Genomic DNA, 14,674 nt, shown 5'->3' on the forward strand with positions numbered 1-14,674 from the left:
TACACTGCTCTCTTACCCGGCTTTCGTATCCTGGTGTTGTTTGTGCTATCGGAACCCCGCACCGCTTTTTCTGTAAACCACTGGATATTTAATCAGTTTATTTTTTATGCCATAATGGTGTGTTTGATTCTCCCCATGTCTCGTCTGCAGGCATGGACGACGCTGATAATCCGGGAAAGGTGAATGGATAAGATCGAAGTACGGGGTGCCCGCACCCATAACCTGAAAAACATCAATCTGATTATCCCCCGTGACAAGCTGGTCGTAGTCACGGGTTTGTCTGGTTCAGGTAAATCGTCACTGGCCTTCGACACGCTGTATGCGGAAGGTCAGCGTCGGTATGTTGAATCGCTGTCGGCTTACGCCCGTCAGTTTTTATCACTGATGGAAAAACCGGATGTCGATCATATCGAAGGTCTGTCTCCGGCTATTTCTATCGAACAGAAATCGACATCACATAACCCGCGTTCGACAGTCGGTACTATTACCGAAATTCACGATTATCTGCGTTTGCTGTTTGCCCGCGTTGGTGAGCCACGCTGCCCGGATCACGGTGTTCCACTGGCGGCACAAACCGTCAGCCAGATGGTTGACCAGGTCCTGCAACAACCTGAAGGCAACCGCCTGATGCTGCTGGCTCCGATTATCAAAGACCGTAAAGGTGAGCACAGCAAAACACTGGAAGGCCTGGCAGCCCAGGGATATATCCGCGCAAGGATCGACGGAGAAGTCTGCGATCTCTCTGATCCGCCAAAACTCGAATTACAGAAAAAACACACCATCGAAGTGGTGGTCGATCGTTTTAAAGTTCGTGATGATCTGGCCACCCGTCTGGCCGAGTCGTTCGAAACTACGCTGGAACTGTCCGGCGGAACTGCGATTGTCGCCGATATGGATGACAGTTCGGTGCCAGAGCTACTGTTTTCAGCTAATTTTGCCTGCCCTGTCTGTGGTTACAGCATGCGCGAACTGGAACCGCGGCTGTTTTCCTTTAACAACCCGGCCGGTGCCTGTCCGACCTGTGATGGCCTGGGCGTGCAGCAGTTTTTTGATCCGCAACGGGTGATCCAGAACGAAGAGATCTCTCTGGCCGGTGGAGCTATCCGTGGCTGGGATCGACGGAATTTCTACTATTTCCAGATGCTGCGCTCACTGAGCGAGCATTACCATTTCGATATCGAAGCTCCATTCAACACCCTGAGCGATAACATCCGGAAAGTGATCCTCAACGGTTCGGGCAAAGAAAACATCGAATTTAAGTATGTTAATGATCGTGGTGACACCTCGGTGCGTCGTCATCCGTTCGAAGGTGTGCTGCATAATATGGAGCGCCGTTACAAAGAAACGGAATCCAATGCAGTGCGCGAAGAGTTGGCGAAATATATTAGCAACCGTTCCTGTGCCAGCTGTGACGGCACCCGTCTGCGCAAAGAGGCTCGCAATGTGTTTGTTGCTGAGACTACCCTGCCGCAGATTTCGGAAATGAGTATCGGCCATGCGACAGAATTTTTTGGCTCACTGCAACTGACCGGCCAGCGGGCTGCGATTGCCGAGAAAGTACTGAAAGAGATCAGCGAACGACTCAGTTTTCTGGTGAATGTCGGCCTGAATTATCTGTCACTCTCCCGTTCAGCCGAAACACTGTCCGGTGGGGAAGCCCAGCGCATCCGTCTGGCCAGCCAGATTGGGGCCGGACTGGTTGGCGTGATGTATGTGCTGGATGAACCGTCCATTGGACTGCACCAGCGCGATAATGAACGTCTTCTGAGTACGCTGATTCATCTGCGTAATCTGGGAAATACCGTGATTGTGGTCGAGCATGACGAGGATGCTATCCGCGCCGCCGATCATGTCATCGATATCGGTCCGGGAGCCGGGGTGCATGGTGGTCAGGTGGTGGCCGAGGGTGATGTTAACAGCATTATGGCCAACGAAAACTCTCTGACAGGCCAGTTCCTGAGTGGCAAACGGAAAATTGAAGTTCCGGCTGAGCGGGTCAAAGGCGATCCGGCTAAAGTGCTGAAACTGACCGGTGCACGGGGAAATAACCTTAAAGATGTCACCCTGACCTTACCGGTCGGCTTGTTTACCTGTATTACCGGAGTTTCAGGTTCAGGTAAATCGACACTGATCAACGATACGTTATTCCCGATTGCCCAGCGCCAGTTAAATGGTGCAACGCTGTCAGAGCCAGCGCCTTACCGTGATATCAACGGCCTGGAGCATTTTGACAAAGTTATCGATATCGACCAGAGCCCGATTGGACGTACTCCGCGTTCTAACCCGGCGACTTATACCGGTATCTTTACTCCGGTACGAGAATTATTTGCCGGAGTTCCTGAGGCACGTACCCGTGGTTACACCCCGGGACGCTTCAGTTTTAACGTTCGTGGAGGACGTTGTGAAGCCTGTCAGGGCGACGGGGTGATTAAAGTTGAAATGCACTTCCTGCCGGATATCTATGTGCCCTGTGATCAGTGCAAGGGGAAACGCTATAACCGTGAAACCCTGGAAGTGAAGTACAAAGGCAAGAATATCCACGAAGTACTGGAAATGACTATCGAAGAAGCCCGTGATTTCTTTGAAGCTGTCCCTGCGTTATCACGTAAGCTGCAGACTTTGATGGATGTCGGGTTGTCCTATATTCGTCTGGGGCAATCTGCCACCACCCTGTCAGGCGGTGAGGCACAGCGTGTGAAACTGGCTCGTGAATTATCGAAACGGGGCACCGGTCAGACACTGTATATTCTGGATGAGCCGACCACCGGTCTGCACTTTGCCGATATTCAGCAACTGCTGGCAGTACTGCACCAACTGCGTGATCAGGGAAATACCATCGTGGTGATTGAACATAACCTCGATGTGATTAAAACAGCTGACTGGATTGTCGATCTGGGCCCTGAAGGCGGTAGTGGCGGAGGAGAGATTCTGATCGCTGGTACGCCGGAAACGGTGGTGGAATGTGCAGAATCACATACTGCGCGCTTCCTGAAACCGTTGCTTAAAACTAAATAATTTCATCAGGTTATATTTAGTTCCCTTCTCCGCTGGATTTGCCTGTTTCTCTCTGAATTGCAGAAACAGGCAACATTCAGCGACAATCAGGCATACCTATTTTCCCTGTCAGAGACTATCCTGAAGTTCAGGTTCACTCTCCCGCACGATCCCCGTGCGGGAGTGTTTGTTGTCTGTCTGACAGGAGAAATAATGAATATTATCCATGCTTACGCCGCACAGAACGAAAAATCCCCTCTCGCTCCGTTCAGCTACCAGCCACGTCAGCTTCGCGAACATGATGTGCAGATTGAAGTTTTGTTTTGCGGAGTCTGCCATTCTGACCTTCACCAGGCGCGCAATGAGTGGCATAACACTGTTTTCCCGGTTGTTCCGGGGCACGAAATTGTTGGCCGTATTATTGCTACCGGCAGCGCCACCACCAAATTTAAAACCGGTGATATTGTTGGTGTCGGCTGTATGGTTGATTCCTGTCGCAGTTGTCCAAGCTGTCAGGATGGCCTGGAGCAGTATTGTGAAAACGGATTTGTGTCCACTTATAACGGTAAAGACCGGTTTGATGGCAAAGTGACCTTCGGTGGTTATGCCTCAGATGTTGTGGTTCATGAAGATTTCGTATTGCGGGTTCCTGAAAATCTGGATCTGGCTGGCGTCGCGCCGCTGCTCTGTGCCGGTATCACCACTTATTCTCCGCTGAGCCACTGGAAAGTCGGTCCTGGTCAGAAAGTGGGTATTGTCGGACTGGGCGGGCTTGGGCATATGGGAGTGAAAATCGCTCACGCGATGGGAGCCAAAGTGGTGCTGTTTACGACTTCTCCGTCTAAAATTGCCGATGGTAAACGTCTGGGTGCTGATGAAGTGGTCGTGTCTAAAGATCCGGACCAGATGGCAAAACACACCAACAGTTTCGATTTTATTCTGAACACTGTTGCAGCCCAGCACGATCTGACCCCGTTTATTAATCTGCTGAAACGCGACGGAAATATGACTCTGGTCGGCGTTCCTGAACATGACCATCCGGCACCCAGTGTTGCCAGCCTGATTTTCAAACGTCGCAGTGTTTCAGGTTCTCTGATTGGCGGAATTGCTGAAACTCAGGAAATGCTCGATTTCTGTGGTAAACACAATATCATTTCCGACATTGAACTGATTGATATTGCACAGATCAACGATGCTTACGAGCGGATGCTGAAAAGCGATGTAAAATATCGTTTTGTTATTGATATCAATACACTACGAAATAGCGCGGCAGCATAATCGTTTGACCACAAGCGATGGCGGCGGCTCCGGCCGCCATCACTTATTTCTCTGCAACCCTCCGCCCCATCCATGGACCTCTTGCAGCTTACTTATTCTGATAACGATAAAAATCGATAAAGGCCCGCAACGCAGGACGCATCTGTCGTCTTGACGGGTAATACAGGAAAAAGCCATTAAATTCCGGACACCAGGCCTCCATCACTGATTTCAGCCGCCCTGCCCGTAGATCCTCCGCCACCGACTCTTCAAACAAGAAAGCCAGCCCGATACCGTCCAGTGCCGCCTGGCGAATCAGAGATTGCTGAGGCAAAATCAGATTGCCTGTGACTTCAATACTGAATGGCTGACTATTCTGAGTGAGTTCCCAGCGGTAAACACGGCCACTCTGAAAACGGCGACGAATGCAGTTATGCTCACTCAAATCCCGGGGGTGACGGGGCTCAGGATGATCAGCAAAGTAAGCCGGGCTGGCTACAATCAGGCTACGGCGAGGCCGGTCCAACGGGATTGCAATCATATCTGCTTCCAGGTTTTCTCCCAGCCGGATCCCTGCATCGCAACCACTTTGCACAATATCCTCAAACCCATCGGCAGTACGAATATCCAGCTCAATCTGCGGAAAGCGCGCCATAAACTCAGGTAAACGTGGTACCACCAGCTGCTCTGCTGCCAGAGAAGGCATAGTCAGGCGCAATGGTCCACACGGCTTGCCGGTCAGATCCGGCACTTCCGCCAGCGCATTACCGATATCCGATAGCGGCCCGTTGACCCGCGATAGCAACAGATAGCCTTCTTCGGTGGGTTGGGTCGAACGGGTAGTACGTGCCAGCAGTCTGATACCCAGGCTGCTTTCCAGGCTTGAAACTGCATGGCTGACCGCAGAGGGTGCAATCCCCAGTTGTGTCGCGGCGGCACGGAAGCTACCGGTGCCAGCCACGGTAACAAATACCACCAGTTGTGAAAGCTGAATTCGATCCATTGTTCTAAATTTTAGAATGACCTGATAATGATTGTAGCGGTTATCATACAGAGTAATGCGACTTATGATGAGTGAATCAACCAATAATTATCACAGGGAAACATCATGAATTATCGCACTCTGGGAAACACTCAGGTCTCTGCTGTCGGGCTGGGCTGTATGGGTATGAGCCAGTCTTATGGCGCGACTGATGATAAAGCCTCTCTGCAGGCACTACAGCATGCAGTCGCGCTCGGGGTCACCTTTTTTGACACTGCTGAAGTGTATGGCCCCTATCGGAATGAAATTTTGCTGGGTAATGCGCTGAAATCCTGTCGGGATCAGGTCACGATTGCCACTAAGTTTGGCCTGACATTTAATCGCCAGCGTACTGATTTTGGTGAGATTACCGGGACTGATGGCAGCCCTGAAAATACCAGAGCGGTCGCCGAAGCTTCTCTGAAACGCCTGCAAACCGATGTTATTGACCTCTATTATTTGCACCGGGTCGATCCTCAGATACCCATTGAAGAGAGTATCGGTGCTATGGCCGATCTGGTTACCGAAGGAAAAGTACGAATGATAGGCCTGTCAGAGGTCTCAGCGGACACTCTGCGTCGCGCCCATGCAGTCCATCCCATTGCCGCATTACAGAGTGAATATTCCCTCTGGACTCGCGATGTAGAAACCAATGGAGTACTGGATACCTGTCGGGAACTGGGTATCACGTTCGTACCCTTCAGCCCGCTTGGCAGAGGATTTTTGACCGGAACTATCGCTTCCGCGGCACAATTGCAGGAAGGTGATTTCAGAAAAACACTACCACGATTTCAGGCAGAAAATGCAGAGGCTAACCAGCGCCAGCTGAAGATCATCCAACAGATTGCAGCAGAAAAAGGCTGTACTGTGGCACAGATAGCGTTAGCCTGGGTGCTGGCTCAGGGAGAAGACATTATTCCAATCCCCGGCTCTAAACAAATCCCGTACATTGAGCAGAATGTGGCCGCGGCAGCGATACTGCTGACAGATGCCGAGAAACAGGCCCTGGAACAAAGTTTCCGGCCGGAAAATATTGCCGGAGCAAGGTACCCGGAAGCGTTTGCCAGAATGGGGCAGAAATAAGCCACAGCCCGGTAAAGCTAACCCGGGTAGCCAGTCACTGGCAGGGAATTTCAACGGCTGTTCTGAAAACCTTCTCTCAGCCAGTGGCTGAATACCGTAACGGCACGGGGTACCTGTGCCGAATACGGCCTGACCAGCCATATTTTATCCGCAAATCCACCCACCACCTGCCACTCATCCAGCACCGGGATTAACTCTCCGTTTTCCAGAGCCGCTCTGGCACTGAAATCCGGCAGCATTGCTATCCCCAACCCGCTGATGGCAGCATCACGAATCGACTCGCTGTTATTGGTCGCAAACCCGCCCTTAACTGCCACCGACCGGGTTTCACCGGTTTGTGGATGAGATAACCGCCATTGCGGTCGTTCATTGCCGCGCGGATAGTAAAGGCAGCTATGCTCTGCCAGCTGGCGGGGGTCATCCGGTACTCCATGAGCAGCCAGATAATCCGGAGCTGCCACCAACAAAGTTCTGGTATTGCAGAGCGGTAACACTACATGGGTTTCCGGCAAACGATGACTGTGCCTCACCGCCAGATCGTATCCTTCACTACTGAGTGAAACTAACTGGTCTGAAACTTCCAGCTGAATCAGAACCTCCGGATACTGCTGCAGAAAGCTGCGAATATGTCCCACTAATTGTTGACGGGCAAAAGCTACCGGGGCCGTGACCCGCACCACTCCACGCAATGGTCCGCTGGCATCCCGCAGAGCATTAAAGCTTTGTTCTATCTGTTCAAAAGGTTCGCGTATCTCATCCACCAGCTTTTGGCCCTCGTAAGTCAGGCGTACACTCCGGGTGGTACGTTGAACTAACGCGACGCCGGCTATCGATTCCAGCTCTTTTATCTTCTGGCTCATGGCCGCTTTGCTCACTTCCAGCTGCTCAGCGGCACGGGTAAAACTGCCTTTTTCGGCCAGTACCCTCAGCCAGTGCAAATGGCTCCACAATGCATCAGCATGGCTTTGTTTCATCATTATTGTTCACTCAGAAAAACAATCAATTCGCTGTCAGCGCTTTTTCTGCACCGGTTTACACGACAGAATAACAACAATTTCCCGGGCTCAGGAGCAGCATAATGCCATTATTACAATTTGATATGATTGAAGGTCGTAGCGAAAATGATATCCAGACTTTGCTGGATACTGCACATCAGGTGGTACTGGAAGCATTTAAAGTTCCGGAGCGGGATCGTTATCAGATTGTTCAGGAAAACAAAGCCCGCAATATGGTATTTCAGGATACCGGACTGGGATTCAGCCGCACGGAAAAATTTGTCATGGTTCGGGTATTTACCAGCCCGCGTAGCGATGAACAAAAACAATTATTTATGAAGCGCCTGGCAGAAGAATTCCAGCGCGTTTGCGGGATTGAAGGCAATGACCTGATGATCTCTTTTATCAGTAATAACAAAGGCGACTGGAGCTTTGGCTACGGCGAAGCACAGTATATGACCGGAACGTTATAAGATCCCTGCCTCCCTGGTCTGCAAAGATCAGGGAAGCTGCTGCAATTTACCGGCTTATCATTTCTCTGCGCTCACTCCCCCGCTATAATGCCTTCAGTACTTCCCGTAACACTGAACGAAATGCTTCGTAAACACAGTCAGCTGTTTGTGTCATCAGCTCATCACCTTAAAACCTGATCTGCTGTTTATTACACGCTCTGATGCCTGCAATACAGCATTTTCGCGGGTTCGACTACCCGTTGATATCTTGTATTTTTGGGGAAGGATCCCCGCTATCCCTGGGTTAAAAACAACACAATTAAAGCGTGACACTCATCATGACCGATAACGACGAATCAATAAAATCTGGTAAAGCCACAGCAAGTGATGTGGCTAAAGCTGCAGGCGTCTCGAAATGGACGGTCTCCAGAGCATTTACCGAAGGGTCATCTATCTCCGAAAAATCCAGAACAAAGGTCAGGGAAGCGGCGATAAAGTTGGGGTATAAGCCTAATCTTCTGGCGCGCAGTCTGTCGAAAAAGCAGACCAATATCATTGGTATTGTTATCGATGAAATGAAAAACCCGCACTGTCTGATACTGCTAAATGAAGCTACCAAACAACTGCAAAATCGTGGCTGTATTGCCCTGCTGATTAATCTTTCCGGGGTTAATGATACCGAAGTACTGTCACTGGCCGACCAGCTACAGGTTGACGGGATTCTGTTTTTAGGGGCTGTACTAAGCGAAAACGTAATTGCCATGGCAGAAAATCTGCATCATGTGCCGCTGGTTCAGGTGGGGCGTAACAGTGAACTGGTCAGGTTTGACCGGATTTACAACAACGGCTATGACGCAGGGAAAGAGATTGCCCGATTGATGGCACCACAAGGCTTTGCCCGTTATGGCTATATGAAAGGCCCGGAAGCCCCTTCTAACCATCTGTTTCGTATGCAGGGCTTTCGTGATGGCCTGGCCGAATCAGGCAAAGAGTTATCAGTGATGTTAGTGGCCGGGCACTATGACAGACATGCCGCCGCCGATGCTTATGCCAGGTATATTGAAACTACGCCAGCGGCAGAGCGCGTTGATGCACTGTTTTGTGAAAACGACATTCTGGCTTTAGGGGTGATGGATCAGCAGATGCAACTGGGATTACCTCCGCTGGGAATTGCCGGATTTGATGATATAGATGAAGCGGGTAGTGCTTCACGACAACTCACGACCGTGAGCCAGCGGGTCGATCGGCAGATTCATGAAGCACTGAACCGTCTGCTGGATTCGACAGCCAGCCCGGAAGACACCTGGAGTACCGGAGAAATTAAAATCCGCCAGTCGCACCTAAAAAAATAAACACACCGGGAATGTCTAAAACCTCCAGGCCAGTACGACCTGTTGTTTTTGTCTCAGGTTTCATTCAAATCTTACTGAGACTGCTTTCAGAAGCTACGTGCAACCCGGGGGTAAAACGAACCTGACCGGAAAGGCCGGATTTAACTCCCGGGAAACATCAGCGGTACAGAATCAGCGATAACAGGCACACAATAAGCCAGTTGACCGGCCTGAATATTAAACACTGCACTACAGATTTAACAGTTTCAGTATTACTGATTTTCAGACATAAAAAAGGGCCCTTTCCAGGGCCCGTATTTACAATAATGCGCCGTTTACTGGGCAGTTACATTACAGCAGCGAAAGCTTCGGCGACCTGATGGATATTGCGGCTGTTAAGCCCGGCAACACACATACGGCCACTGCCGATCAGATACACACCAAATTCTTCGCGTAATCTGTCAACCTGCTGCGCGCTCAGTCCGGTATAGCTGAACATCCCGCGTTGTTTCTCCAGGTAGCTGAAATCACGGCCTGGCAGCGCATGGCTCAGAGCAGTCACCAGAGCCTGGCGCATATCAAGAATACGCACCCGCATCTCTTCCAGCTCTGCCAGCCAGCTGGCCCGCAGCTCACTGTCATTCAGAATGGTCATAACCAGCGTTGCACCGTGAGTCGGCGGGCTGGAGTAGTTACGACGGATAGCTGCTTTCAGCTGTCCAAGAACGCAATCGGCTTCGTTACTGCTTTCACACAGCACGGATAACCCACCAACACGCTCACCATACAATGAGAAGATTTTGGAGAAAGAGTTACTGACCAGCGCTGGCAGCCCTGCTTTTGCTGCAGCGCGAATAGCGTAACAGTCCTGCTCAGCTCCGGCACCAAAGCCCTGATAAGCGATATCCATAAACGGAATCAGTTTGCGAGCTTTCAGTACTTCAATCGTCTGATCCCATTGCGCAGGCGTCAGGTCGGCCCCGGTTGGGTTGTGACAGCACGGATGCAGTAATACGATAGTTTGTTCCGGCAGGCCGTTCAGTGTATCGATGAACTCAGCAAATTTTACTCCGTGAGTTTCATGGTCATACCACGGATAGCGGTTCACTTTAAAACCAGCACCAGCGAAAATCGCGATGTGGTTTTCCCAGGTAGGATCGCTGACCCAAACGTCAGAACCCGGGAAGTAGGCTTTCAGAAAGTCAGCACCTACTTTCAGTGCACCAGAACCACCAAGGGTATGAATGCAGGCAATACGGCCGCTTTCCGCCAGTGGGTTATTTTCACCAAATAACAGGGTAACGATGGCTTTACGATATGCAGCAATACCTTCCATTGGCAGGTAAAGCGATGCCTGACCCGGGGCGCTTTGCAGGCGTTTCTCTGCATCTGCCACAGCCTGTAACTGAGGAATGATCCCCTGTTCGTTATAATAGAGACCGATACTCAGGTTAACTTTAGCCGGACGCGGGTCTTCTTTGAATTTTTCCATCAGCGAAAGGATGGGATCGCCGCCATAGGCATCGACATGTTGAAACACGTTGTACTTCTCCATCATTATCTATGTTATTGAGCCGCTGCCTGTTCAGACCATATAGCGGCCAGGACGGTGATTCATTGCAATAATCAGATTCAGTATTATGGCACCACATACCGATGCCAGCAGCATAGGCAGTGAAACCACCCACAGCGAGGCCAGTACCACACAGGTATCGACGCACATTTGCAGTTTACCGGCACGCAGACCAATTCGTTTCTGCAGCCAGAGTGCCAGAATGTTAATGCCACCCAGACTGGCTTTATGGCGGAATAACACAATGAATCCCATGCCCATCACAATATTACCAAACAGGGCTGCATAGAAAGGGTTAAGCTGAGAAAAATGAATAAATAATGGATGCAGGTGGGTAAACAATGACACCAGCCCAACCGCACTGAACGTTTTCAGGGTAAATTCCCAGCCCATCTGGCGAACCGCCAGCCAGTAAAACGGTAAATTGATCAGAAAAAATGCCGAACCGAAAGACAACGGTGTGACATAACTAATCAAAAACGCAATCCCTGCGGTACTTCCCGTCAAAGCCCCCGCTTGTTTCAGCATAATGATGCCGAAAGACACCAGTAAGGTGCCAAACAAAATCGCCAGTGCATCTTCCACCAGACTGTGCGGCACGGTCTCTTCTGCCGCAGTTTTTATTACTGTCATAGCCAAACCCTAATTGATCAATGAGTGCAAAGTGTTGTGTAAGCAAAAAACGCGCCACACTGACGGCCGTGACCGGCAGTCTGCGGGGGCGGATTATTATCTTATTGATATTACAGAAGTCAGGAGCAGATACAGGGTGTAACCCCCGGACGGGAGATCAGCACTTCGTGCACCGGAATGAATCCTGATGCACCATTTATGCATTAATTGGCAAAAAATGCACGATAATAGTTAACCGTTGTTGATTATTTCACGGGCAGTTCGTTACCAGGCAGCATGATCCCGCCTTCTTTAATACGGTTGAGTATCACTGATGTTTTCACGTGAGCAACACTCTGATGACCCGCCACCAACTGACTTATCAGCGCACTCAGGGAGTTGAGATCACCCACCGTCACTTTCAGCAAATAGTCGGCATCTCCGGTGGTTTTATAGGCATCGGTAATGGCAGGATTAGCAGCAACATGCTGATGGAAATCATTGACGTAGGCCGGGGTATGGTTCATTAACCGGACTTCAATAAGCCCGGTAATTTCCGGACCAATCGTATCCGGAGACAATCTGGCATAATAACCAAGGATTTTATCGGTCTGTTCCAGATGAATACGGCGCCTGGAACACTGGGAAGCGGATAACCCTACCAGATCACTCAGCTCCTGATTAGTCAGCCGGCCATTCGACTGCAGCAGCGTGAGAATTTTTATATCGTAATCATCAATTCTGGTCATGCGTTATTCCGTGATGCTGTAAGTACATCATCACAGATAACCGTATTTTTTAGGGGGTTGTCCAACACTATTTTTAATCAGTTGGCCATGTAGCGGTGGTTACTCATCATCATACTGTGGACCAGCATAATTATCGAAACGAGACCACTGGCCATTAAATGTCAGTCTGACAGTACCGATTGGGCCGTTACGCTGTTTACCAAGAATGATTTCCGCAATACCTTTCAGGTCGCTGTTCTCGTGATAGACCTCATCACGATAAATAAACATGATTAAATCCGCATCCTGCTCAATCGACCCGGATTCACGCAAGTCAGAATTGACTGGCCGTTTATCAGCACGTTGCTCCAGAGAACGGTTAAGCTGAGACAGTGCGACTACCGGCACATTCAGCTCTTTTGCCAGCGCTTTGAGTGAACGGGATATTTCGGCAATTTCCAGTGTACGGTTATCAGAGAGCGCGGGAACCCGCATCAGTTGCAGGTAGTCGATCATAATCATGCTCAGACCGCCGTTTTCCCTGAAGATACGCCGTGCCCGTGAACGTACTTCGGTTGGAGTCAGACCGGAAGAGTCATCAATAAACATATTTTTCTTTTCCAGCAGAATGCCCATCGTGCCGGAAATACGTGACCAGTCTTCATCATCCAGTTGTCCGGTACGGATTCGGGTCTGGTCCACTCGCGATAATGAGGCCAACATACGCATCATCAGCTGCTCACTGGGCATCTCCAGGCTGAAAATCAGCACTGGCTTATCCTGCAACATCGCTGCGTTCTCACACAGGTTCATGGCGAAAGTCGTTTTCCCCATCGACGGACGGGCTGCCACGATAATTAAGTCCGACCCCTGTAATCCCGCCGTTTTCTTGTTCAGATCCTGATAACCGGTATCTACCCCTGTCACACCATCATGGGGAGTGCCTACCAGCGACTCAATCCGGTTGATGGTAGCTTCCAGTACCTGCTCAATATTCTGCGGACCATCGTCTTTATTAGATCGCTTTTCGGCGATCTTAAACACGCTGGATTCAGCCAGATCCAGAAGATCCTCACTGCTGCGCCCTTGCGGATCAAAGCCTGCATCTGCGATTTCGTTAGCTACAGAAATCATTTCGCGCACCACTGCCCGCTCACGGACAATATCCGCATAGGCACCGATGTTAGCAGCACTTGGAGTATTTTTTGCCAGTTCAGCCAGGTAGGCAAACCCCCCGACCATTTCCAGCTCACCACGGGTTTCCAGTGATTCCGACAGGGTAATCAGGTCAATCGGTTGTCCCAGTTCCAGCAAACGCTGCATCTCGGAAAAAATTAACCGATGTGGACGGCTGTAAAAATCTTCGGCCACTACCCGCTCGGAAACGTTATCCCAGCGCGCATTATCCAGCATCAATCCCCCGAGCACCGACTGTTCGGCTTCGACAGAGTGCGGGGGCATTTTTACCCCTTCCAGCTGACGGTCGCGGGTTTCATTGGATTTGTTCGTGGGTTTATTTCCTGCCATAGTGAATATCATTACCAGTGTTAAACAAGGGGGCGTCACAGTATACTTTTTTTTCCACTGGATTGTCGCCCTGTACACCAGGCGTTCACAACGTTTTCACAGGAGCTGTTATGCCAAACCGTATTCAGTATGCCCAACATGGCGGGCCGGAAGTTCTGGAATGGGCAGCATTTTCCCTGCCTGAGCCCGGCGAACATGATGTGGTAGTAGAAAACAAAGCCATTGGTATTAACTACATTGATACTTATTTCCGCAGTGGCTTATATCCACCTCCTTCACTGCCTGCAGGCCTGGGAACTGAAGCTGCCGGGATTGTGACCCAAACCGGTAAGTCGGTCAGCAGGGTAAAACCCGGCGATCGAGTAGTCTATGCTCAGTCGACGGCAGGGGCCTACAGTGAAAGCCATATTGTGAATGAAGATCGTCTGGTGGTGCTACCGGACAGCATTTCTTATGAGCAGGCCGCAGCCTCTTTCCTGAAAGGGCTGACAGTTCAGTATCTGCTACGCCAGACTTACCCGGTCACTGCCGGTGAAACTTTCCTGTTCCATGCCGCCGCAGGCGGAGTGGGACTGATTGCCTGCCAGTGGGCCAAAGCACTTGGCGCCCGGTTAATTGGTACCGTGGGTTCAGCAGAAAAAGCAAAAATCGCGACCGATGCCGGGGCGTGGGCAACCATCAATTACCGGGAAGAGAATATTGCGGAGCGGGTTCGCGACCTGACTGATGGCAAAAAAGTGCCGGTTGTTTATGACTCGGTAGGTCACGATACCTGGGAAGCTTCACTGGACAGCCTGCAACGGCGTGGGCTGATGGTCAGTTTCGGAAACTCTTCCGGTCCGGTCACCGGGGTAAATCTGGCTATTCTTAACCAGAAAGGCTCGCTGTTTGTGACCCGACCATCGTTGTTCGGCTATATCACTAATGCTGCCGAACTGGATGCCGCCAGCCATGAATTGTTCACTCTGCTGGCCAGCGGAGCCATTAAAGTCGATGTTCCGGAATCTCAGAAATTCGCGCTGAAAGATGCGGCAGAAGCCCATCGTCAACTGGAAAGCCGTGCGACCCGCGGGTCCAGCTTGCTGATCCCCTGAATTTTCT

12 protein-coding genes are annotated in these 14,674 nt (G+C 50.6%); 6 read left to right on the forward strand and 6 right to left on the reverse strand.

Annotation, left to right across the window (positions count from 1 at the left end; all coding sequences use genetic code 11):
- The first annotated feature begins 183 nt into the window (after positions 1-183).
- Both uvrA and A7K98_RS18230 read left to right on the forward strand, forming a co-directional pair.
- On the forward strand, positions 184-3,015 hold the full coding sequence (gene uvrA, locus A7K98_RS18225) for an excinuclease ABC subunit UvrA (protein WP_087489837.1): 2,832 nt from the start codon (positions 184-186) through the stop codon (positions 3,013-3,015).
- A gap of 192 nt (positions 3,016-3,207) precedes the next feature.
- A complete protein-coding gene (locus A7K98_RS18230) occupies positions 3,208-4,272 on the forward strand; it encodes an NAD(P)-dependent alcohol dehydrogenase (protein ID WP_087489838.1) in 1,065 nt (354 codons plus the stop codon).
- Positions 4,273-4,360: 88 nt separating this feature from the next.
- On the opposite strand, the gene A7K98_RS18235 is transcribed toward A7K98_RS18230, so the two are convergent.
- A complete protein-coding gene (locus A7K98_RS18235; protein WP_087489839.1) occupies positions 4,361-5,254 on the reverse strand; it encodes a LysR family transcriptional regulator in 894 nt (297 codons plus the stop codon).
- 105 nt (positions 5,255-5,359) lie between these two features.
- Here A7K98_RS18235 and A7K98_RS18240 point away from each other — a divergent pair, with 105 nt between their 5' ends.
- Positions 5,360-6,355, forward strand: coding sequence for an aldo/keto reductase (locus A7K98_RS18240; RefSeq protein ID WP_087489840.1), 996 nt, complete (start codon positions 5,360-5,362; stop codon positions 6,353-6,355).
- 50 nt (positions 6,356-6,405) lie between these two features.
- On the opposite strand, the gene A7K98_RS18245 is transcribed toward A7K98_RS18240, so the two are convergent.
- Positions 6,406-7,329, reverse strand: a complete 924-nt coding sequence (locus A7K98_RS18245) for a LysR family transcriptional regulator (RefSeq protein ID WP_087490582.1) — start codon at positions 7,327-7,329, stop codon at positions 6,406-6,408.
- 104 nt (positions 7,330-7,433) lie between these two features.
- Between A7K98_RS18245 and A7K98_RS18250 the strand changes: the two genes are divergently transcribed.
- Complete coding sequence (locus A7K98_RS18250) at positions 7,434-7,823, forward strand: tautomerase family protein (protein WP_087489841.1); 390 nt, start codon at positions 7,434-7,436, stop codon at positions 7,821-7,823.
- Positions 7,824-8,140: 317 nt separating this feature from the next.
- On the forward strand, positions 8,141-9,154 hold the full coding sequence (locus tag A7K98_RS18255) for a LacI family DNA-binding transcriptional regulator (protein WP_087489842.1): 1,014 nt from the start codon (positions 8,141-8,143) through the stop codon (positions 9,152-9,154).
- 325 nt (positions 9,155-9,479) lie between these two features.
- Here the strand turns inward: A7K98_RS18255 and A7K98_RS18260 are convergent, their stop codons facing one another.
- The 4 genes from A7K98_RS18260 to dnaB all read right to left on the reverse strand — a co-directional run bounded on the left by A7K98_RS18260 (position 9,480) and on the right by dnaB (position 13,573).
- Positions 9,480-10,673, reverse strand: a complete 1,194-nt coding sequence (locus A7K98_RS18260; protein WP_198361120.1) for an amino acid aminotransferase — start codon at positions 10,671-10,673, stop codon at positions 9,480-9,482.
- Between the two features lie 45 nt (positions 10,674-10,718).
- Positions 10,719-11,339: a YitT family protein gene (locus tag A7K98_RS18265; RefSeq protein ID WP_087489843.1), complete on the reverse strand. Its 621-nt coding sequence runs from the start codon at positions 11,337-11,339 to the stop codon at positions 10,719-10,721.
- A gap of 245 nt (positions 11,340-11,584) precedes the next feature.
- The gene (locus tag A7K98_RS18270; protein ID WP_087489844.1) at positions 11,585-12,067 is read right to left on the reverse strand and encodes an Lrp/AsnC family transcriptional regulator; all 483 of its coding nucleotides are present in this window, start codon (positions 12,065-12,067) and stop codon (positions 11,585-11,587) included.
- Between the two features lie 99 nt (positions 12,068-12,166).
- Positions 12,167-13,573 carry a replicative DNA helicase gene (gene dnaB, locus A7K98_RS18275; protein WP_087489845.1) on the reverse strand — a complete coding sequence of 469 codons (1,407 nt, stop codon included), beginning with the start codon at positions 13,571-13,573 and terminating at the stop codon, positions 12,167-12,169.
- A gap of 110 nt (positions 13,574-13,683) precedes the next feature.
- Here dnaB and A7K98_RS18280 point away from each other — a divergent pair, with 110 nt between their 5' ends.
- Positions 13,684-14,667: a quinone oxidoreductase gene (locus A7K98_RS18280; RefSeq protein WP_087489846.1), complete on the forward strand. Its 984-nt coding sequence runs from the start codon at positions 13,684-13,686 to the stop codon at positions 14,665-14,667.
- Positions 14,668-14,674 lie beyond the last annotated feature (7 nt).

The organism is Tatumella citrea (assembly GCF_002163585.1).
Taxonomy (GTDB): Bacteria; Pseudomonadota; Gammaproteobacteria; order Enterobacterales; family Enterobacteriaceae; genus Tatumella; species Tatumella citrea.

What these genes read in the sequence shown, in the direction of transcription:
- uvrA (WP_087489837.1), top strand. Translation starts at nt 184, where the DNA reads ATGGATAAGATCGAAGTACGGGGTGCCCGCACCCATAACCTGAAAAAC.
- A7K98_RS18230 (WP_087489838.1), top strand. Translation starts at nt 3,208, where the DNA reads ATGAATATTATCCATGCTTACGCCGCACAGAACGAAAAATCCCCTCTC.
- A7K98_RS18235 (WP_087489839.1), bottom strand. Translation starts at nt 5,254, where the DNA reads ATGGATCGAATTCAGCTTTCACAACTGGTGGTATTTGTTACCGTGGCT.
- A7K98_RS18240 (WP_087489840.1), top strand. Translation starts at nt 5,360, where the DNA reads ATGAATTATCGCACTCTGGGAAACACTCAGGTCTCTGCTGTCGGGCTG.
- A7K98_RS18245 (WP_087490582.1), bottom strand. Translation starts at nt 7,329, where the DNA reads ATGAAACAAAGCCATGCTGATGCATTGTGGAGCCATTTGCACTGGCTG.
- A7K98_RS18250 (WP_087489841.1), top strand. Translation starts at nt 7,434, where the DNA reads ATGCCATTATTACAATTTGATATGATTGAAGGTCGTAGCGAAAATGAT.
- A7K98_RS18255 (WP_087489842.1), top strand. Translation starts at nt 8,141, where the DNA reads ATGACCGATAACGACGAATCAATAAAATCTGGTAAAGCCACAGCAAGT.
- A7K98_RS18265 (WP_087489843.1), bottom strand. Translation starts at nt 11,339, where the DNA reads ATGACAGTAATAAAAACTGCGGCAGAAGAGACCGTGCCGCACAGTCTG.
- A7K98_RS18270 (WP_087489844.1), bottom strand. Translation starts at nt 12,067, where the DNA reads ATGACCAGAATTGATGATTACGATATAAAAATTCTCACGCTGCTGCAG.
- dnaB (WP_087489845.1), bottom strand. Translation starts at nt 13,573, where the DNA reads ATGGCAGGAAATAAACCCACGAACAAATCCAATGAAACCCGCGACCGT.
- A7K98_RS18280 (WP_087489846.1), top strand. Translation starts at nt 13,684, where the DNA reads ATGCCAAACCGTATTCAGTATGCCCAACATGGCGGGCCGGAAGTTCTG.